At 59.9% G+C, this 19043-nt stretch carries 16 protein-coding genes; 10 read left to right on the plus strand and 6 right to left on the minus strand.

Features of this window, described 5'->3' with window-relative positions; all coding sequences use genetic code 11:
• Positions 1 to 98: 98 nt before the first annotated feature.
• The 4 genes from sutA to glnK all read right to left on the minus strand — a co-directional run bounded on the left by sutA (position 99) and on the right by glnK (position 2875).
• On the minus strand, positions 99 to 422 hold the full coding sequence (gene sutA / locus PMI32_RS12205) for a dormancy-specific transcriptional regulator SutA (RefSeq protein WP_008030496.1): 324 nt from the start codon (positions 420 to 422) through the stop codon (positions 99 to 101).
• A gap of 101 nt (positions 423 to 523) precedes the next feature.
• A complete protein-coding gene (locus tag PMI32_RS12200) occupies positions 524 to 949 on the minus strand; it encodes a secondary thiamine-phosphate synthase enzyme YjbQ (RefSeq protein WP_008030499.1) in 426 nt (141 codons plus the stop codon).
• Between the two features lie 213 nt (positions 950 to 1162).
• Positions 1163 to 2500, minus strand: coding sequence for an ammonium transporter (locus PMI32_RS12195; protein WP_008030500.1), 1338 nt, complete (start codon positions 2498 to 2500; stop codon positions 1163 to 1165).
• A 36-nt stretch (positions 2501 to 2536) separates the two neighbouring features.
• Positions 2537 to 2875, minus strand: coding sequence for a P-II family nitrogen regulator (gene glnK, locus PMI32_RS12190; RefSeq protein ID WP_002555808.1), 339 nt, complete (start codon positions 2873 to 2875; stop codon positions 2537 to 2539).
• A gap of 418 nt (positions 2876 to 3293) precedes the next feature.
• Between glnK and PMI32_RS12185 the strand changes: the two genes are divergently transcribed.
• Positions 3294 to 3554, plus strand: coding sequence for an accessory factor UbiK family protein (locus PMI32_RS12185; protein ID WP_008030504.1), 261 nt, complete (start codon positions 3294 to 3296; stop codon positions 3552 to 3554).
• 411 nt (positions 3555 to 3965) lie between these two features.
• A complete protein-coding gene (locus PMI32_RS12180) occupies positions 3966 to 4493 on the plus strand; it encodes a BRO-N domain-containing protein (protein WP_008030506.1) in 528 nt (175 codons plus the stop codon).
• 4 nt (positions 4494 to 4497) lie between these two features.
• Here the strand turns inward: PMI32_RS12180 and PMI32_RS12175 are convergent, their stop codons facing one another.
• Positions 4498 to 4761, minus strand: coding sequence for a HigA family addiction module antitoxin (locus tag PMI32_RS12175; protein ID WP_008030509.1), 264 nt, complete (start codon positions 4759 to 4761; stop codon positions 4498 to 4500).
• A 192-nt stretch (positions 4762 to 4953) separates the two neighbouring features.
• On the opposite strand from PMI32_RS12175, the gene PMI32_RS12170 reads away from it, so the two are divergent.
• The 3 genes from PMI32_RS12170 to PMI32_RS12165 all read left to right on the plus strand — a co-directional run bounded on the left by PMI32_RS12170 (position 4954) and on the right by PMI32_RS12165 (position 7366).
• Entirely contained in the window at positions 4954 to 5487 is a 534-nt protein-coding gene (locus PMI32_RS12170) for a hypothetical protein (protein WP_008030511.1), read from the plus strand.
• 37 nt (positions 5488 to 5524) lie between these two features.
• Positions 5525 to 5695 (plus strand): hypothetical protein, encoded by a 171-nt coding sequence (locus PMI32_RS30445; RefSeq protein ID WP_177318887.1) that lies wholly within the window; start codon positions 5525 to 5527, stop codon positions 5693 to 5695.
• Positions 5696 to 5872: 177 nt separating this feature from the next.
• Entirely contained in the window at positions 5873 to 7366 is a 1494-nt protein-coding gene (locus tag PMI32_RS12165; RefSeq protein WP_008030513.1) for a YifB family Mg chelatase-like AAA ATPase, read from the plus strand.
• A gap of 5 nt (positions 7367 to 7371) precedes the next feature.
• On the opposite strand, the gene PMI32_RS12160 is transcribed toward PMI32_RS12165, so the two are convergent.
• Positions 7372 to 8583 carry an aldose 1-epimerase family protein gene (locus PMI32_RS12160; RefSeq protein WP_008030516.1) on the minus strand — a complete coding sequence of 404 codons (1212 nt, stop codon included), beginning with the start codon at positions 8581 to 8583 and terminating at the stop codon, positions 7372 to 7374.
• A gap of 266 nt (positions 8584 to 8849) precedes the next feature.
• Here PMI32_RS12160 and PMI32_RS12155 point away from each other — a divergent pair, with 266 nt between their 5' ends.
• Genes PMI32_RS12155 through PMI32_RS12135 form a run of 5 tightly spaced genes read left to right on the plus strand, consistent with a single transcriptional unit; the run spans position 8850 to position 19040 of the window.
• On the plus strand, positions 8850 to 10226 hold the full coding sequence (locus PMI32_RS12155; protein ID WP_008030518.1) for an SrfA family protein: 1377 nt from the start codon (positions 8850 to 8852) through the stop codon (positions 10224 to 10226).
• Positions 10227 to 10243: 17 nt separating this feature from the next.
• Complete coding sequence (locus tag PMI32_RS12150; RefSeq protein WP_008030519.1) at positions 10244 to 13309, plus strand: virulence factor SrfB; 3066 nt, start codon at positions 10244 to 10246, stop codon at positions 13307 to 13309.
• Positions 13306 to 16020, plus strand: coding sequence for a putative virulence factor (locus tag PMI32_RS12145; RefSeq protein WP_008030521.1), 2715 nt, complete (start codon positions 13306 to 13308; stop codon positions 16018 to 16020). The genes PMI32_RS12150 and PMI32_RS12145 overlap by 4 nt, the downstream gene beginning before the upstream one ends.
• Positions 16021 to 16023: 3 nt before the next feature.
• Positions 16024 to 17049 carry a hypothetical protein gene (locus PMI32_RS12140; RefSeq protein ID WP_008030523.1) on the plus strand — a complete coding sequence of 342 codons (1026 nt, stop codon included), beginning with the start codon at positions 16024 to 16026 and terminating at the stop codon, positions 17047 to 17049.
• On the plus strand, positions 17049 to 19040 hold the full coding sequence (locus PMI32_RS12135; protein ID WP_008030525.1) for a vWA domain-containing protein: 1992 nt from the start codon (positions 17049 to 17051) through the stop codon (positions 19038 to 19040). The genes PMI32_RS12140 and PMI32_RS12135 overlap by 1 nt, the downstream gene beginning before the upstream one ends.
• Positions 19041 to 19043 lie beyond the last annotated feature (3 nt).

Below are 19043 nucleotides of genomic sequence, written 5' to 3' on the forward strand. Positions count from 1 at the left end.
GGCTTGCCCGCGAAGAACGATAACGCAGTCCACCTATCTATCGCCCATGAAAAAGCCCGCAGCGACGGCGGGCTTTTTCAGCAAGCAAGGGCAGACGCTTAGATAGGCCGGCTGCCGTACTTGTTGTCAGGCTTCTTGGGAGGATCGGCGACCACATTGGCCTCCACTTCCTGCACCTTGCCGCCCTTGGCCAGGAACTCTTCCATGGCCTTGGCCAAGGCATCGCGTTCCTTGTTTTTTGCTTCGACGCTCGGCAGCTCATCGACCGATACCGCTGCCTTGGCTTTGCCTTTGGCGGTCGGAACGGGCGCATCACCGCCGTCGTCTTCAGCGACGTCTTCCGCCGCTGCTTCCAGACCTTCTTCGGTTTCGTCGTCGTCGCCTACTTCGAGGTCGTCGTTTTCCAGATCATCGTCGCTCATGTTCTACCTCATGACTTGCGAAAAGCAGATTAGTTATAGCCCAGCTTTGCCCTCTGTCGAAGGCTGCCGGAAAAATTCAATAACCGCTGGTGACCAGCGGTTCATGCCTCTTCACCGTGCACGGTGGCGAGGACTTTACGGGCACCGCCAAAATCACGGTGCTCGCCCAGATAAACGCCTTGCCAGGTCCCTAACGCCAGTCGGCCCGCCGAAATCGGCAAACTGAGCTGACAGCCAAGCACGCTGGCCTTGAAGTGCGCCGGGAGGTCGTCCAGGCCTTCGTCGTTATGCTCATAGCCGTCTGTTCCTTGTGGGATCAGACGATTGAAAAATCGTTCGAAGTCGCGACGTACCGCCGGATCGGCGTTCTCGTTGATGGTCAACGACGCCGAGGTATGCTGCAGCCACAAATGCAACAGACCGACCCGACACGCCTTGAGTTCAGGCAGGCCGGCGAGTAACTCGTCCGTTACCAGATGAAAGCCCCGGGGCCTCGCCCGCAGGGTAATCAGAGTCTGTTGCCACATACAGTTCTCCGCACGTTCGGGGCGCATTCTAGCGCGCTCTGGGAAAAAACAAAGGCCCTAATATTCCTTCAATCATGTAAGCCATTGGCCGCAGAAAAACGCCCGCCGTAAACACCACTAAACGTGTACGAAAAAACCTTTCAGCAGTCCTCACACTGACAAACTCCAGACAAAAAAATGCCCGGCAAGCCGGGCAAGTTTTTTATGCGCGTCTTACAAGTTGTAGCCGCGTTCGTTGTGAAGCGCCAGATCGATGCCGACAGCCTCTTCTTCTTCGGTGATACGCAGACCCATGACAGCGTCCAGCACCTTGAGAATGATGTAAGTGACGATTGCGGTGTAGATCACCGTGAAGCCCACGCCTTTGCACTGAATCCAGACTTGTGCGGCGATGTCGGTGACGGTGCCGAAGCCACCCAGCGACGGTGCGGCGAACACACCGGTCAGGATCGCGCCGAGGATACCGCCGATACCGTGCACACCGAAGGCGTCCAGGGAATCGTCATAACCGAGTTTGCGTTTCAGGGTGGTGGCGCAGAAGAAGCACACCACGCCCGCTGCCAGACCGATCACCAGCGCGCCCATCGGGCCCACGGTGCCAGCGGCCGGGGTGATTGCAACCAGACCGGCGACCACACCAGAGGCGATACCCAGTGCACTTGGCTTGCCGTGGGTGACCCACTCGGCAAACATCCAGCCCAGTGCGGCGGCGGCGGTTGCGATCTGGGTAACCAGCATCGCCATGCCGGCAGTGCCGTTGGCCGCTGCGGCGGAACCGGCGTTGAAGCCGAACCAGCCAACCCACAGCATGGCTGCGCCCATCAGGGTGTAACCGAGGTTGTGCGGTGCCATCGGGGTGGTCGGGAAGCCTTTGCGCTTCCCGAGCACGATGCACGCCACCAGACCGGCCACACCGGCGTTGATGTGCACCACGGTGCCGCCAGCGAAATCGAGCACGCCCCAGTCCCACATCAGGCCGCCATTGCCGGACCAGACCATGTGCGCGATCGGTGCATAAACCAGAGTGAACCAGATGCCCATGAAGATCAGCATCGCGGAGAACTTCATCCGCTCAGCGAAGGCACCGACGATCAGCGCAGGGGTGATGATGGCGAACGTCATCTGGAAGGTGATGAACACCGCCTCAGGGAACAACGCCGCAGGACCCGTCAGGCTGGCGGGGGTGACACCGGCGAGGAAAGCCTTGCCCATGCCGCCGAAGAAGGAATTGAAGTTGACGACGCCCTGTTCCATGCCGGTGGTGTCGAACGCGATGCTGTAGCCATAAATGACCCACAGGACGCTGATCAGACCGGTAATGGCGAAGCACTGCATCATCACGGAAAGAATGTTTTTGGAGCGAACCATGCCGCCGTAGAACAGCGCGAGGCCGGGAATGGTCATGAACAGCACGAGGGCTGTCGAGGTCAGCATCCAGGCGGTATCGCCGGAATTGAGGACTGGGGCCGCCACTTCGTCTGCCGCCATGGCCAGGCTGGGCATTACGAGGGACAACAGGGCTCCTAGCCCTGCGAATTTACGCAGAGTCATATTGTTTTCTCCTGGGGCGTTGGGGTTTGTGGCGGCTTAAATCGCGTCGGTATCGGTTTCGCCGGTACGGATGCGAATCGCCTGTTCCAGATTGACCACGAAGATCTTGCCGTCACCGATCTTGCCGGTGTTGGCTGCCTTGGTTATCGCCTCGATAACCCGATCAAGATCCTTGTCGTCAATGGCGACATCGATCTTCACCTTGGGCAGGAAATCGACCACGTATTCCGCGCCGCGATACAGCTCGGTGTGACCCTTCTGCCGTCCGAAGCCTTTGACTTCGGTAACGGTAATGCCCTGCACGCCGATCTCGGACAGCGATTCGCGCACGTCGTCCAACTTGAACGGCTTGATGATGGCAGTGACTAGCTTCATGAAAACTCTCTCCCGAATTGGTGGACTTGCCCCAGGAAAACAAACCCGGCTCAAGTCTAAGCGCAGTGCCTGGCTTTGTAACGCATCGTCGGCCTTACCTGCCCGTCCGACGCCAGCTAACCGCTCCGCACGAAACTCTTCCCCCGTTTCGCTTGGCGCACTGCATTCGTCACATCGACTGCATCAGTGCATGGGTCACTACCGTCTAAGCAGAAAGCTTGCCATCTCCACAAAACCCTCAGTTTTCAAGCTCTTGGCCGTAGATACCCACCACATCGCTGCAACACCGGACGCGTTACGCACAACAACGGTGCGGCACCGTCCGTCCGCATGCGCGAAAAGCGTGCATCCCTGCGGTCGGGATTGACTATAGACACTGCGTGATACACTGCCCGCCATTGTTTCCAGGACCTTTCCCATGCTCGCGCCCAAAGATTTCCTCGACGCCTTGACCGGCACCGCCTCCCGCCTCTTCAGCGGCGACACCCCATTGCCGAAAAGCGAAATCGAAAGCCAGTTCAAGGCGTTGCTGCAGAGCGGCTTCAGCAAACTGGACCTGGTGAGCCGGGAAGAATTCGATAGCCAGATGGTTGTGCTGGCACGCACGCGGGCAAGATTGGAAAGCCTGGAAGCGAAGGTTGCCGAGCTGGAAGCAAAGCTCAATCCCCCAACCGAGTAACACGCAAAACCCACGGTAGAAACCCAATCCCCTGTGGGAGCGAGCCTGCTCGCGATTGAAGGTCGGCACGACCTTCAGATTCATCTGTAGGAGCTGCCGCAGGCTGCGATCATTTGATCTTCAGCCCTGCAAAAATCCCGGCAACGTCCTACAACAAAACCACCGCCGTCCGATTGCGCCGCAAAGCCCCGGTTTCTAAGCTCGCCCAATGCTGAATGTTCAGCACTGGGTTTGGCGACCTGGAAGCTTAAGGAGCATGACGACCATCGACACAAGTCATGGCGGTTGTGCGTGGGAGGCCTTCGGGTCTGCCGGGTTCCTTTTGCTCCGGTTCGCCAACCCGCGTACAACTGCCACCCAATTGTTTGGCGACGATTGCGGGCAGCCCTTTTAGCAAGAGGAGCTGTATCAATGAATAGCGATGATGCTTATCTGATCCCCCACGTCTTCACCCGCCACAAACTCCACCTCCACGCCCTCCTCCTCCAAAACCAACCCTGGTTCAGCGCCCGCGACCTCGGCCGCTTCCTGCGCCTCTACCTCGACGACCGCGCCGTCCGAAAACTCGACCCCGACCAACACCAGTCCGCACAAATGCTCATCCACGGCAGCATCGAAGATGCCCTGCTGATCAGCGAATCCGGCGTCTACGCCTTACTGATCTACCACTACTGCCCCGAATACCGAGCCCTGCGCGAATGGCTAACCCACGACGTAGTGCCAGCCCTGAGAGACGCAGAACAACCCACCTCAACCGAACGCCCGATCCTGAGCCTGCTGAACTGGCCGGAAATGTCGCTGAGCTTGCTGCACTGGAATAACCAGCCGTGGATTCGGTTGCAGGATGTTCCGCAAATGTTGCCGAGCGGCAAGCAGACGCAGCGCCCGGTCAACGTGCCTTGGTGGAAAAAAGCTTCGCGAGCGCTTCATTTTCCGTAAGCGCTTATCCACGCTCGATTTCGGAGTTTCGCAGATCGTAGGTCGATTGCAGATTCAGCCAAAATTCGGGCGTGGTGTTCAACAGCATGGAAAGCTTCTTTGCCAGACCCGCACTGACATCGCTCTGCTGCTTTACTACGTCGATCAATTCAGCCTCCGGCTCGCCCAACGAGCGAGCTAAAGCCGCGCTTGTAATGCCCAGCGGCTTCAGAAACTCCTCGCTGAGAACTTCACCTGGATGAATCGGCCGCATTCCAATCCGGTTCATTTACGCCTCCTATGGCTTCATTTATCCGTGATCATAAGCAGCAACCTTCATCTGGCAAGACCATCCGAGAGCTTTCACTGACGTCCTTCACCTATCTAGGCACGGTCCTACAAAAAGCAGCTCCATCGCCTGATTTATCAGTGCCCCAACTCCTTTTAGGCTTTCTGCTCTGATCTTCAAAAGACACTTACAATGAGAAGAAAAGGGAAAGGCACCGACCTTCGGAACCAAACTTACAAATCCGAAGCACGAAAGCTCGCCTATAAAATCTTCGTCAAAGACTGTAAATCACGGGCGATGAGACTCAACACCGAGGCGGTCCGGTTCGACCCAATCACCCCGACTGCGATTGTTGCCTGTCACCCGTGGATGGAAGCGGCGCTCTACCCCTGGGAAAGCGTGCCAGATTGGAAGTGCAAAGATGCAAAGGGACTGGATTTAGCCATCTGGTACGAACAAAAACTATGTGGTCTGTGTTACGCCACTCCGCGTAAAAGCACCATTTGCATAAAGATCGTTCTTTTGCAGGGCCACCCAGACAGGTTTCATCCTCTTCGTGGCTTGATCGCACCAATAGCGCTGCTGGCTACAGATACCTATGCACGAATGCTTGGATACAACGAAATAGAGATTCAGGACCCTGACCCGAATGTCGTCCCCTACTACCAGAATCTTGGATTCAGATTCGACCAGGCCAATCGCCTTGTCATTTACTTGGACGATTAATAGTATCGAGCTAAGCCACCAGGCACTGGAGGTGTCCATGATCCACAAAAAGCGAAAAGCCAGGCTGTTGCTCATTGTTCAATATCATGCGGAAGCGCTTCGGCTAGCTGGCAATATTTCAGCTAATCAACAACGATTCCTTGACGTCGCTGCGACTCACGGCAAAGAACTTGAGCCTCCGGGCCTGCTTGCCGGAAAAAGAGCCTGAATCTGTCTACCAAAGAAACCGCCTGAATGGCGGTTTTTTTGTCTGCCAGCCCGTCCGCTGATGCTTTGCAACACCCTGCGATAATTCACCGTCCGACCTGCCACGCGAAATCACGCCCTCCCGACTAACCTTAAAAAACCCGCAGGAAGCGGCCCCCGTAAAGCTCAAGGAACGACCATGTCCCTCTCCATCGTCCACAGCCGCGCCCAAATCGGCGTGGATGCGCCCGCCGTCACCGTCGAAGTCCATCTGGCCAACGGCTTGCCGTCCCTGACCATGGTCGGTTTACCCGAAGCGGCGGTGAAGGAAAGCAAGGATCGGGTGCGCAGTGCGATCATCAACTCAGGCCTGCAATTCCCGGCGCGGCGCATCACGCTGAATCTCGCCCCCGCTGATTTGCCGAAGGACGGCGGACGATTCGATCTGGCGATTGCCCTGGGGATTCTGTCAGCCAGCGTGCAGGTGCCAACGCTGACACTGGATGATGTGGAGTGTCTGGGAGAACTGGCGCTATCAGGCGCGGTACGTGCCGTGCGAGGCGTGTTGCCGGCCGCACTGGCTGCACGCAAGGCCGGGCGCTCGCTGATGGTGCCGCGAGCTAATGCCGAGGAGGCGTGCCTGGCGTCGGGGTTGAAGGTGATCGCGGTGGATCATTTGCTGGAAGCGGTTGCGCACTTCAATGGGCACACACCGGTCGAGCCTTACGTTTCCAACGGTTTGCTCTATGCCAGCAAACCCTATCCAGACTTGAACGAAGTACAGGGCCAACTTTCAGCCAAGCGCGCATTGCTGATCGCGGCGGCGGGCGCTCATAACCTGCTGTTCAGCGGACCACCTGGCACCGGAAAAACCCTTCTGGCGAGTCGTTTGCCAGGACTGCTTCCACCCCTGGCCGAACATGAAGCGCTGGAAGTCGCCGCCATTCAATCCGTCACCAGTTGCGTGCCCTTGAGCCACTGGCCGCAAAGGCCCTTCCGCCAACCCCATCACTCCGCCTCCGGCCCGGCGCTGGTGGGCGGCAGCTCGAAGCCACAACCCGGCGAAATCACCCTCGCCCACCATGGCGTTCTATTCCTCGACGAACTGCCGGAATTCGATCGCAAGGTGCTGGAGGTTTTGCGAGAGCCGCTGGAATCCGGCCATATCGTGATTTCCCGCGCCAAGGATCGCGTGAGGTTTCCGGCGCGCTTTCAATTGGTGGCCGCTATGAACCCGTGTCCCTGTGGATATCTTGGCGAACCCAGCGGCAAATGCAGTTGTACACCGGACATGGTCCAGCGCTACCGCAACAAACTGTCAGGACCATTGCTGGACCGTATCGACCTGCACCTGACCGTCGCCCGGGAAGCCACGGCGCTGAATCCTGCACTCAAACCCGGCGATGACACCGCCACCGCCGCACTGCTGGTCGCCGACGCCAGAGAGCGGCAACACAAACGCCAGGGCTGCGCGAACGCTTTTCTTGATCTGCCGGGCCTGCGCAAACACTGCACGTTATCCACAATCGACGAAACCTGGCTGGAAACAGCGTGCGAACGACTGACCCTGTCGCTGAGGTCTGCGCATCGATTGCTCAAGGTCGCTCGAACCCTCGCGGACCTTGAGCAGGTCGATGGCATCACCCGTGGTCATCTGGCTGAAGCGCTGCAATACCGGCCAACCTCCAGCTGATGGAATCACTCCTTCGTCAGATCCACCAACGGCGTCTGCCGAACCTCGGTTTCCCGCCCGTCCTGAATGTCACTCACCCGCTTCAGCGCCTGGTCCACAGCGCCCTTGTCCGCCAACAAGCTGTAACTGATCTGAAACTGCTTGTGCTCCTTCGGCGCAATCGTCGGCACCAGCCCCAGCGGCCGCTGATAGCGCCGGTTATAGGAAAAGCTGGTCCCCGGCTCGAGACCGGTGACATAGCCCTGGCCTTGGGTATCAGTGTTTTTCCACAGCGAAAACACGGGCAGCGTTTTAGTGTTAAAGCCGACCGAAACGCCCAGGCTACCTGCCTTGTTATGCAACACCGTCAACGTGTCACCCTTGGCGTCGCCATACGGCACCACGTTGTAAACCGTTTCGTCGTAGTCCTTGGTCGGCGCGCGGTAAGTCTGCCAGTCCGGCAGATCGCCTTTGGCCTTGTCGTTGAACGGCGACACCTGTTTGACCGGCGCAACGAAACGCGCGCCCTGCTCCAGGAATGGCGTGCTGAAGTTACTGTGGTACAGCGCCTGATATTCCTTCGGATAGTCGCCGTTGTTGGTCAGGGTATCGTTGAGAGCGAACGCTGCGCTGCCGGGCACGGTGACCAGTTCGGTGATCACCGAGAAGTCGACTTTCTTGAAGGCCTGTTCTTTCAGTTCGCCGCGCAGGCGGATGGCATAAGGCGGTTTTTCGTCGATGTGCAGCGTGACGGTGCTGGCCGGAATGTTGGCAGCACGGCCATGCAGGGTCAGGAGTTCGCCGTTGTCGACGCCGGGGTGGCCGACCCATTCGTAGCCGCAACGGGCGACCAGTTCGTTGAAACCTTCGAGCCAGCCGAGTCCGCCGCGACCGTTGAGCTCAATGAAGGACGGATTGACCACGTCCTTGACCGGCGAATCCCAGCCCATGCGCACATTGCCGACCGATGCCTGCAAAACGTTCATGCCACGGGTCGGCACCACCGAGAGTTTCATCGTGCCGTTATCGATGTCGACGATGCTGACGCCCTCCTGCCGACCGCCGTGCAAGTTACGAAGGGTCACGGAGAAGGGTTTGTCGGTTTTCACACCGAGTTGCTGGCTGGTGATCTGCCAGTTTTGAGCAGCCTTGTCGCTGTCGAGCAGGACGTAATCCCAAGCCATGGCGTGGGAGGCGGACAGAGCGCCAAAGGCAACGACGAATTTGAGCGGAGTCATGGGGAAGCCTTTCTTGGAGTTGTGCATTTTTTATAGCGCTGATGAAACGATTCAGCAAGCTTCAAAAGCTTATACCCAAGCCTTCCCAAGCCAATTTAAATTGACCCCATGCAACCTCCGCACGCTTACGCTAGTCTCATACGGTTTTGGACCTCCGGATGATTGACGGCGACATCATTATGACATTAAGGTCGCCAGCTAATTGCAGGAGCAAGGACAGACACCTTTGTCTGTCATTTTTGCGCAACAGAACATATGGAGTTTGAATGCGCGGGGCACTATTACGCAGCGGTAAGAGCGGGTCATTCACAGCCTTGGGCGAAACAGGTCAACCGGTATACCGGGCGGCCCTGCAATTGCGCGAAGCCATTCGCCGCAAGAACCCCGAAATGGTCGATCATCTGGCCATCCCTCAAAGCGATGAGCTCGGTAACCAGATCGATTGGTACAGCGGCCTCGACGGCGATGTGATCCCGTGGAGCAGTGCGACCGAAGAAGAACGCGTCCCTGCCCGTCGCCAACTTGAAGCGCTGAAAACCGCGCTCGAGGAATTGAGCCAGCGTTTCCTGGGCACTGAATCCGGCGAACAGCAGCAAGGCGACAAAGCCGTGTTCGGCAAGCTGCTCAAGCGCGTGATTCATTTCCCCGATGAGAATTTCGTCTACCTGGTGCAAGGCAAGCCGGTGCTGACCTTTTGGGGTTTCGAGCATGCCGGTACCGGCAATCGCGATCCCCTGCACTGCCTCTATCAGGTTCCGCCCGCGTTTACGCTGCCCCCGGTGGTCGAAGCCGCGCCTGTCGTTGCGCCCGTCGTGCCGGTGGTTGCTCGTCCGTGGTGGCGTCGCTGGTGGTGGCTGTTGCTGCTGCCGTTCCTGCTACTGCTTTTGTGGCTGTTGCTTGGTCTGCGTGGTTGCGTGCCGATTCCGTTGGTGGCGGTAGACCTGCTGCCTGAGGGCATCGTGCCGGTGGAAAAACAGCTGGAAGAACCGCAACTGACCGGCAATGCCACGACGCTGAACGGCGTTCCGGTGACGGGCACCGTTGTAGGCTCTACCACTGGAACCGGCACCGGTACCGCCGTGACCGAAACCCAAGGAGTGGAAGCGCCGGCGGTCGAGGGCAACGAGGCAGATGCAGCGCCGGCCGACCTGGCCAAAGACCCAGCGAAAGACCCGGCAGCCGAATCGCCCGCCACCCCGCCCGAAAACAAAACCGCGCCGCCGGATATCACATCGCCCGAGGCCGAAAAATCCGCCGCCGCAAAACCCGGCCCTCCCCTGAGCATTCCACCGGACGCCGCCGACGGTGCCGCCAAGTTCCTCGACGGTCAGTTCCGCGCTGGCGCCGGTATTCAGGACCGCCGGACCGGCAAACCGCTGCGTCTGGAATACCAGCTCAAGGACGGTAAGGGCGAAGTCACCGTACACCAGGCCGACGGCACGAAATGCACCGGGCCGGTGAGCGCTACTATGAAGGGTGGCAGCTTGGCCATCGACAGTCAGGGCCAGGCCGTGTGTGGCGATGGCAGCACTTACGACATGCCCAAGGTCAACTGCCGCAAAGGGGCGACCACAGTCGCAGACTGCACCGGCGGTTACGGCAAAGAACAATTCCCCATGTCCATGCGGCACGTGGCCGAATAAAAACGGAATAACCCGACATGTTGCCTGAAGTCACCCAATTCGAAGACACCGTCACGCTGGTCAGCGACACCGGCATCCAGTTCATGGATTTCGCCCTGCGCCTGGACCCTCGCAAAGAACCGGCGGGCGAGTTCGCGCCGATGATCAGCGGGTTGATCTGCCGCCTGTCATACAACGAAGAGAAAGACTTCTTTTTCTACGAGCCGGAGCCGGAAAAGGTCGAAAAAGCCAAACCTGCGTTCAGCGTTGACATGAAAAGCAGCCTCGAGCTGCTCGACGGTGTCTGGCTGCCGACCCCGTTTTTCCGCTTCATGCCGCCGCACCGCTTCGACGAAGGCCCGACCAACTGGTCGCGCATGCGCCTGGTCAAACTGGCGACGCCCGACATCGACGGCAACACCCACCGCCTGACGATGGCGTTCGACAGCCGCGTGATGCCCAAGCGTGACGGCACTGCTTACCTGGCGCCGAACGAAGAAGACATCAGCTCCGGCGTGTCCTTCAAATTGGCGACCAAGGCCAGCGAAACCCGCTGGTTCCTGGCCCAGCCGTGGGTCAACGAATGGCTGCTCGAAGTGTTCAACGAGGGCAATGCCCACCGCTCGCGCGCAGAGCTGGACACCGACATCCGCGCCAACTATCACTTGGCGCACTACCTCAACTTGCTGAGTCTTCTGAGCAAGCCATCGGCGGCGGAGCAGTCGACTGCCCGGCCGAAAGTTGAAATCCCTGAATTGAAGGTGGTTGCCAACGACAGCAATGGCCTGGTCAAACCGATTCCGGTGGACCTGGTGCTGGACGTCGGCAACTCGCGCACCTGCGGCATCCTGATCGAAAACCACGGTCAGGCCGGCTCGGGGCTGAAGCAGAATTACGTGCTGGAACTGCGCGACCTGATCACCCCCGAACACACTTACAACCTGCCGTTCGAAAGCCGTGTGGAATTCGCCCAGGCGTATTTCGGCAAGGACCACTGTTCGGTCAAAAGCGGTCGGCATGATGCGTTCCAGTGGGCGACGATTGCCCGTGTCGGCAACGAGGCCAGCCGTCTGGCCAGCCGTCGTCGCGGCACCGAAGGCTCGACCGGGCTGTCCAGCCCGAAACGCTACCTGTGGGACGAAAACGCCTACGGCCACGGCTGGCGCTTCAACTGCTCGTACATCAAGACCGACAGCGAGCCGTACGCCACTGCCGCGCCGTTCTCGCACCTGATCAATGAAACCGGCGAAGCGCTTTACAGCCTCGAAGAAGACGATCGTCTGCCGGTGTTCATGCCGCGTTATTCGCGCAGCTCGCTGATGACGTTCATGCTCGCCGAGGTCCTGGCCCAGGCGCTGTCGCAAATCAACAGCCCGGCCCAGCGCTCGCGCCAGGGTCACACCCGTGTGCCGCGCCAGCTCAACAGCATCACCCTGACCGTGCCGCCGGGCATGCCGCAGGCCGAGCGCAGCATCCTCAACGAACGCATGCAGCAGGCCATCGGCCTGGTGTGGAAAAGCCTCGGCTGGCATGCCGGCGAGGAAGACCCGCATCAGGACCAGGCCGTCAGCCCGCGCACGCCGATCCCGAGCATCCGCGTCGAATGGGACGAAGCCTCCTGCGGCCAGTTGGTGTACCTGTACACCGAGGTCAACGAGAACTTCGCCGGTCACCCGGAAGAGTTTTTCGACACCCTCGCCCGGCCGGACAAAACCGACCGTGAACGCATCACCCTGGCGACCATCGACATCGGCGGTGGCACCACCGACCTGGTGATCACCGACTATCGCCTCGACCGCGCCGGCAACACCGGCAGCGGCAGCAACGTGCACATCGTGCCCGAACAGCGTTTTCGCGATGGCTTCAAAGTGGCCGGCGACGACATTCTGCTGGACGTGATTCAGGACTTCGTCCTGCCGAGCTTCGAAAAAGCCTTGCAGATCTCAGGCGTAAAATCGCCCGTTTCGCTGATGTCGCGGCTGTGTGGCGACGAATCGGTCAGCGCCCAGGACATGATCCTGCGCCAGCAACTGAACCTGCAGGTATTCGCCCCGCTGGGCCTGGCGCTGCTCAAGGCCTACGAGCATTACGACCCGCAAGACCAGCAGGAAGTGAGCACCCAGACGTACCGCCAATTGCTGGGCGACAACGCAATCAGCCAGACCGTGCTCGATTACGTCAATGCCGCCGTGCGTCGTGATGTCGGCAGCCAAAGCGCCTTTGACCTCTACGAATCGTTGATCAGCTTCGACCTGCAAAAGCTCCATGCCGCATTCCTCAACGATCAGATCAACATCACCAAGATCCTCGGTGCGCTGTGTGAAGTGGTCGCGCATTACCCGTGCGACGTCCTGCTGCTGACCGGCCGCCCTTCGCGCCTGCCCGGCATTCAGGCGTTCATCCGCAAGGTGTTGCCGCTGCCACCGGGGCGCATCCTGGCGTTGCAGAACTACCGCACCGGCGGCTGGTACCCGTTCCACAAGAACGGCCTCATCGACGATCCGAAAAGCACCGCTTCGGTCGGCGCGATGCTGTGCCTGTTGTGCGCCAACCACAGTGTGCCGAACTTCTACTTCCGCGCTTCGGCACTCAAACCGTATTCGACGGTCAAAAACATCGGCGTTATCGACCTGAACAACGTGATCAAGGATGCCGACGTGCTGTACCGCGACATTCAGTCCGAAGACTACAAAATCAAGCTGCCGGAAATCGGCACGGGCGACGCCGCCGACACGCCTCAGCTGGAAATGCGCGGCGATCTGCGCCTCGGTTTCCGTCAGCTGGCCGCCGACCGCTGGGCCGCTTCGCCGCTGTACACCTTGCGCTTCACCAAGGCCGGTCGGGAGAAGTTCTCCCGTGCGATCGGTGAAAACGGCAGCGCGCCGCTGCTCAAGGTGCGCTTCGAGGTCAAACCGGCGGACAAGTACACACGCAAGCAGGATCTGGTCAGCGACCGCCTCTCGGTACGCAACATCGAATCCAACTGCAGCAACGTCAACTTCAACCCGCGCAGCGACCTCGAGCTGGAACTCAACACCATGCTCGACGCCGGCCTGAGCGAGACCAAGTACTGGCTCGACAGTGGAAGTGTGAAACGCAAATGAATGACCTGACCCCCGATCAACATCAGCTCTCTACCCGCTGGGCCGCTGTTTATGAAGGTGCCGGTCAGGCGCTGGAATGGATTGGCCAGACCCGTGTCAACGCGCCACGTTTGGACAGCGAAGCCGACAACCTGAACATCCGCCTGCATCGCGCCCGCAACCTGGCCCACAGCCTCGGTCGCGTGGCCTGCACGCCGATGACCATCGGCTTTTTCGGTCTGTCCCAGGCGGGCAAGTCCTACCTGATCTCGGCCCTCGCGGCCGGGCAGAACGGCAAACTGGAAACCGATTTCGGCGGCCAGCGCCTGGACTTCATCAAGCACATCAACCCGGTGGGTGGCGGCAAGGAAGCCACCGGCCTGGTGACGCGCTTCAGCCGGCGGGCCACACCGAGCCAGGACCCGGATTTCCCGGTGGAGCTGACGCTGTTCAAGGAAATCGAGCTGGCGAAGATTCTCGCCAACTCCTGGTTCAAGGATTTCGACCTTGAACGGATTTCCTACGAGATTGACGAAGAACGCATCCAGCGAGTCCTCAAGCCGTTCGAAGGCCGCGAGACCGGGCCGATGCAGCCGGGTGTCAGCGCCGACGATCTGGTGTCGTTGTGGGATTACCTGCGGGACAATTTCCGTAACTCGGTGAAAAAACTCGAGCACCTGTATTGGCCGAAAGCCTTGCAGCTCGCGCCACGCCTGAATTTCCAGGAACGTGCCGAGCTGTTCGCCATTCTTTGGGGTGAGCAAAGCGAGCTGACACGCGTGTATCAGCAACTGGCCGGCGCGCTGCACAAGCTGGGCCTGCCCGAGACGGTATTCGCGCCGTTGAAGGCCTTGGTGAGTTTCGAAAACGACACTTACAGCCAGCGCGACAGCATCATGAACGTCGACATCCTCGAGCGCTTCGGCAGCCCGCGGGACTTGCCGATCGACGTGCGGCCACGCATCGACGGTCGCCTGCAAAACAGCCAGGGCATTCCCGTCGCGCAACTGGCGGCACTTACGGCGGAAATGACGTTCTGCCTGATCGAAGCCCCGGCCGATGACATCGTCAACCAGGTCGATCTGCTCGACTTCCCCGGCTATCGCGGACGCAAGAAGCTGCACGAAATCGCCAACTCCAACGACCCGGAATCCGCCACCAAGGACAACTCCGTCTCGCAGCTGATTCTGCGCGGCAAGGTCGCGTACCTGTTTGAGCGCTACACCGACAACCAGGAAATGAACGCGCTGGTGGTGTGCACCGGCTCGACCAAACAAAGCGACGTCAACGACGTTGGCCCGGTGCTGACGCGCTGGATCGAAAAGACCCAGGGCGCCGACGCGGCCGCTCGCAGCAAACGCGACACCGGTCTGATCTGGGCATTGACCATGCTCGACCTGCGCATCACCAACTCCCTGAGCCTGACGCCCGATCAGTACGACGAGAGCTGGAACGGCATGGTCAAGCTGACCATGCTGGAGCGCTTCGGCAGCCTGAGCTGGATGAACGACTGGGCCGGCATGCCATTCCAGAACACCTTCCTGGTGCGTAAACCGCGCATGGACGCGGCATTCATCGTCCAGGACGCCAGCGGCGCCGAAACCGGGATCAACGCCAGTTACCAGGAACGCGTCGATGCGCTGGGCGAAAGCTTTGCGAGCAACGCGCTGGTGTGCAAACACGTCAGCAATCCCGCCAATACCTGGAAAGAAATGCTGCGCAACGATGACGGTGGCATCAGTCACTTCAGCGGCAGTTTCAAGGGCGTGGCCAATATCGAATTCAAACTGCAGCGCATCCGCGAGCAGCTGGACGAATGCCTTGAAGGCCTGACCACGCATGGTCTGAGCACCTGGTATCACGCCGACGGTGACGGCGCCGCCGCTGCCAAGAAAGCCCAGGCGCAGATGATTCTGTCGACCCTGGGCCGTCGTCCGGCGGTGCTGGGCGAACTCATCGATCAACTCGACATGCCGAGCGAAGAGGTGCGCGACCTGTACCTCAGCGGCGTGTACGAAACCGATGACGAGCCAGCGGTCAGCGATGAACCGGTCGCCCTGACACCGAGCCAGAGCCTGTACGGTAACGACGCCGGTTTCGATTTCGATTTCGGCGATGACGCCAGCCCCGACAGCACACCGGCCAGCAGCAAGCCCCACACGCCGGTCCCGGAACTGCAAAGCAACGAACACCGTTTTGCCAAAGCGGCCTTCAAGGCCTGGGTCGCGCACTTGCGCGAACTGACCACCCGGCAAAGCCTGCTCAACCTGCTGGGGCTTGAAAAGGCCTTGCTCGAAGCGGTGGTCGACGAGCTGATCACTGCCGGCTATCGCCAGGATTTGCCGGGGCAACTGAGCCGCGCCGTCCTCAAGCGTGCCCAGAGCGGTGCGCGTCGCGATCAACTGGTCGAGCGCCAGGTACTGGAAGTACAACGCGTGTTGCGCGATTTCGTGTCCTGGTTCGGCTACCTCCAGAAACCCGTGAGCGAGCGCCCACCTAGCCGGACTGGTGCCAAAGCGCCCTTGTTCTCGTTCTATACCGACATCGGTCCGGGACAAGTGCCGGAGTTGCCGCCGCAACCGGCGAACCAGGCGCAACGGTATCTCGGCGACTGGCTTTCGGGCCTGGCCTGTATCACGCAGGACAACGCCGGCCATGGTGCCGGTCGCGAAATCACCCCTGAACAGAACGAACGGCTGGGCCAAGTGCTCACAGCCTTCGCAGCGAGATAAGCAATGCCAATTCGTGTCGACCTGCTCGCCTTAGAGCCCAATGTGCCTGGCCGGGCCTGCCTTACTGTGAAGAAATGGCAGGGTGGCGAAGAACAGCTGGAATTCTCCATTCAGCGTAACCAGGATGGTTTCTACCTCCAGGACCAACAGGCCTGGAGCAACAACCCGTTCTGGTTCAAGGTTTCGCGCTTCACTGTCGCCGCCAGTGGCGATGCTCTTGAAGCCCAGGTTGGCCCGGAAGTGGTCAACCCGCTGCTGGAAGGCAGCGCCAACTCGCAATTCCAGATCGAACTGCGCGAGCAGAGCCTGGGGCATGCCGACAAAGGCGTGGTCCGGCCAGGCGTCGGGCTGTTGCCGTCCACGGCGGGTGGTCAGACGCGCTCGACGTATGGCGGCGCAGATTTGACCGCGCCAGCTGCACCGGCACCTGAGATTCCGGAAATCCCGGAACTGCCGGAATTGATCTTGCCCACCGCCGAGCCAGAAATCGAACTGGAGTCGGTGCCCAACGAACGCGAATACACGCCTGCTCCGCCACCGGTGAAGAAGAGCAACAAAGGCCTGCTCGGCCTCGCGCTTGTGCTTGTATTGCTGCTGGCGGCAGCGGCCGGGTTCTGGTTCTACAAACGCACGCCGGCGCCTGCCCCGACGGTCGCGGCCGCCGCACCGGCCGGTGCCGACGCACAAGCCTGCACGCTGGAAAGCATGAACAGCCTGCCCGAGCTGACCTTCGTCCAGACCTGCATCAAGGCGGCACCTGACAGCGCCAAGCTGCTGGAAATCATCAACGAAGCCAAGGCCGGCAAACACTGCGGTGTCGCCCAGCGCCTGTACGCCAACCGTGCCCAGGCCGGTGACGCGCTGATCGCCAACGCCTATGCCCGCGAATACGACCCGAAATACCTGAAGGCCAGCGAGTGCTTCCCGGTAGCGGATAACGCCACCGCGGCCTACTGGTACGAAACGATCCTCACCCAGGACCCGAACAACGCCGAAGCCAAGCAGCGTTTCGAGGAGTTGCAGAAGTGATGCGTTCACCCGTGAGTCGTTTCCTGCTGAGCAGCGCCGCTCTGTTGGCGCTGTGCATCAGCCCGTTGTCCCAGGCTGATGAAAAACCGCTGATCCAGGCCGGTAAAAAGACCTTGTTCCAACGCGTGCTGACCACCCCGGGCTGCAAGATCAGCCCGACGGCGGGCGGTGCGGCAGGCGAGGAGCAACCGGTGTTCAGCCGTTTCTACGTGTACGAACGCGCCCAGGCGGCAAACGCCGAGTGGCTGAAAGTCGGCCCCGACAGTTATGGCAAAACCATTGGCTGGCTGCCTGCAAGCTGCACCACCGACTGGAAAATGCAGCTGACCCTGGCCTTCACCAACCCGGCCAACCGCGACCGGCTGCTGTTCTTCAAGGAACGCGCCACGGTCGAAGGCATTCTTGATGCGCCGGACCCGGTGAGCAAAGTCGCCCCGCTGCGCGCCACGCTGAAAAAGGGCAAGCAAGCACCCGGCGTGCTGGCCGAAGAACCTGAATACTTCGTCGACCTGCAAAAGCAGTTCTACCTGCTGCCCGTGCTCAGCGGCGAAGAAGTCATGACCGAAGCGGGCTTTCGCACGCGCCTGCTCAATGTCGCATCGGTCAGCAAGCCCGACGAAAAAGACACCAAGGGCGCGGCTGGCAAAAATGCGCCCGGTGGCAAAGAGGCCGAAGACAAGGCCGCCAGCCAACTGAAGGAATTCAGCGCGGCGGTGGTGTTTGTCATCGATTCGACGATTTCGATGGACCCATACATCGACCGTACCCGCGAAGCGATCCGCAAGGTTTATCAGCAGATCGAATCGCAGAACCTCGGCAAGCAGGTCAAGTTCGGCATGGTGGCTTTCCGTTCCAATACCCAGGCGGTGCCGGGCCTGGAATACACCACCAAGATGTACGCCGACCCTACCAAGGTGAAAGACAGCGCCGACTTTTTCGCCAAGATCGCCGACCTCAAACAGGCCAAAGTGTCGAGCAGCAGCTTCGATGAGGATGCCTTTGCCGGCGTCATGGAGAGCATCGACAAGGTCGACTGGAGCCAATTCGGTGCGCGCTACGTGGTGTTGATCACCGACGCGGGCGCCATCGAAGGTGACGACAAACTGTCGAAAACCGGTTTGAGCGCTGCACAGGTGCGTATTGAGGCTGCCAACCCGGGCGTAGCGATTTACACCTTGCACTTGAAAACCCCGGCCGGGGTCAAGGATCACGCCAAGGCCGAGGCGCAGTACCAGAACCTGTCGACTTACCCGGGCACCAACACCTCGCTGTACTACCCGGTGAATGCGGGTGATGTGCAGGAGTTCGGGCGCAAGGTCGACGCACTGGCCACCGCGATCACTACACAGGTGAAAGCCGCCTACATGGGCGAAGACGCCATCGGTAGTGCGGCGAACGCCAAGCAGGACCCGGCCGAGAAGAAAATGCTCGAGGACGCCGCACTGATCGGCCACGCCATGCAACTGGCCTATCTGGGCGAGAAGAACAACAGCAAGTCCCCGCCGGTGTTCAAGGCGTGGATCACCGACCGTGACCTGATCAAGCAGAACATCCCCACCACCGACGTGCGGGTGTTGCTGACCAAGTCCCAGCTCAGCGATTTGAGCGACGTGATGAAGAAGATTCTCGACGCCGCCAACGAAGGCCTGATTTCGCCGACGGAAATGTTCGACCGCCTGCGCTCGGTGGCCGCGACCATGGGCGCCGATCCGAACCAGCTCAAGCAGAACAACAACGCCAAACTGGCGGACATGGGCGTGCTCGGCGAGTACATCGAAGACCTGCCGTACCAGAGCGAAGTGCTGAACCTGGATGAAGAGACCTGGAAGAGCTGGGACGGTCTGGCGCAGGAGAAATTCATCCGTACGCTCAACACCAAACTGCGGCACTACCAGCGTTACAACGCTGACGTCGACCGTTGGGTGGCGTTAGCCAAGGACAGCGATGCGCGGGACAACGTGTACCCGGTGCCTCTGGAAATGATGCCTTAACGA

The sequence above is a fragment of the Pseudomonas sp. GM60 genome (genome assembly GCF_000282415.1).
Lineage (GTDB): Bacteria > Pseudomonadota > Gammaproteobacteria > Pseudomonadales > Pseudomonadaceae > Aquipseudomonas > Aquipseudomonas migulae.

Coding starts and splice junctions, on each gene's coding strand:
- PMI32_RS12180 (WP_008030506.1), top strand. CDS start 3,966: ATGAATAGCGATGATGCTTATCTGATCCCCCACGTCTTCACCCGCCAC.
- PMI32_RS12140 (WP_008030523.1), top strand. CDS start 16,024: ATGCCAATTCGTGTCGACCTGCTCGCCTTAGAGCCCAATGTGCCTGGC.
- PMI32_RS12195 (WP_008030500.1), bottom strand. CDS start 2,500: ATGACTCTGCGTAAATTCGCAGGGCTAGGAGCCCTGTTGTCCCTCGTA.
- PMI32_RS12165 (WP_008030513.1), top strand. CDS start 5,873: ATGTCCCTCTCCATCGTCCACAGCCGCGCCCAAATCGGCGTGGATGCG.
- sutA (WP_008030496.1), bottom strand. CDS start 422: ATGAGCGACGATGATCTGGAAAACGACGACCTCGAAGTAGGCGACGAC.
- PMI32_RS12170 (WP_008030511.1), top strand. CDS start 4,954: ATGAGAAGAAAAGGGAAAGGCACCGACCTTCGGAACCAAACTTACAAA.
- PMI32_RS12155 (WP_008030518.1), top strand. CDS start 8,850: ATGCGCGGGGCACTATTACGCAGCGGTAAGAGCGGGTCATTCACAGCC.
- PMI32_RS12160 (WP_008030516.1), bottom strand. CDS start 8,583: ATGACTCCGCTCAAATTCGTCGTTGCCTTTGGCGCTCTGTCCGCCTCC.
- PMI32_RS12150 (WP_008030519.1), top strand. CDS start 10,244: ATGTTGCCTGAAGTCACCCAATTCGAAGACACCGTCACGCTGGTCAGC.
- PMI32_RS12185 (WP_008030504.1), top strand. CDS start 3,294: ATGCTCGCGCCCAAAGATTTCCTCGACGCCTTGACCGGCACCGCCTCC.
- PMI32_RS12135 (WP_008030525.1), top strand. CDS start 17,049: ATGCGTTCACCCGTGAGTCGTTTCCTGCTGAGCAGCGCCGCTCTGTTG.
- glnK (WP_002555808.1), bottom strand. CDS start 2,875: ATGAAGCTAGTCACTGCCATCATCAAGCCGTTCAAGTTGGACGACGTG.
- PMI32_RS12200 (WP_008030499.1), bottom strand. CDS start 949: ATGTGGCAACAGACTCTGATTACCCTGCGGGCGAGGCCCCGGGGCTTT.
- PMI32_RS30445 (WP_177318887.1), top strand. CDS start 5,525: ATGATCCACAAAAAGCGAAAAGCCAGGCTGTTGCTCATTGTTCAATAT.
- PMI32_RS12175 (WP_008030509.1), bottom strand. CDS start 4,761: ATGAACCGGATTGGAATGCGGCCGATTCATCCAGGTGAAGTTCTCAGC.
- PMI32_RS12145 (WP_008030521.1), top strand. CDS start 13,306: ATGAATGACCTGACCCCCGATCAACATCAGCTCTCTACCCGCTGGGCC.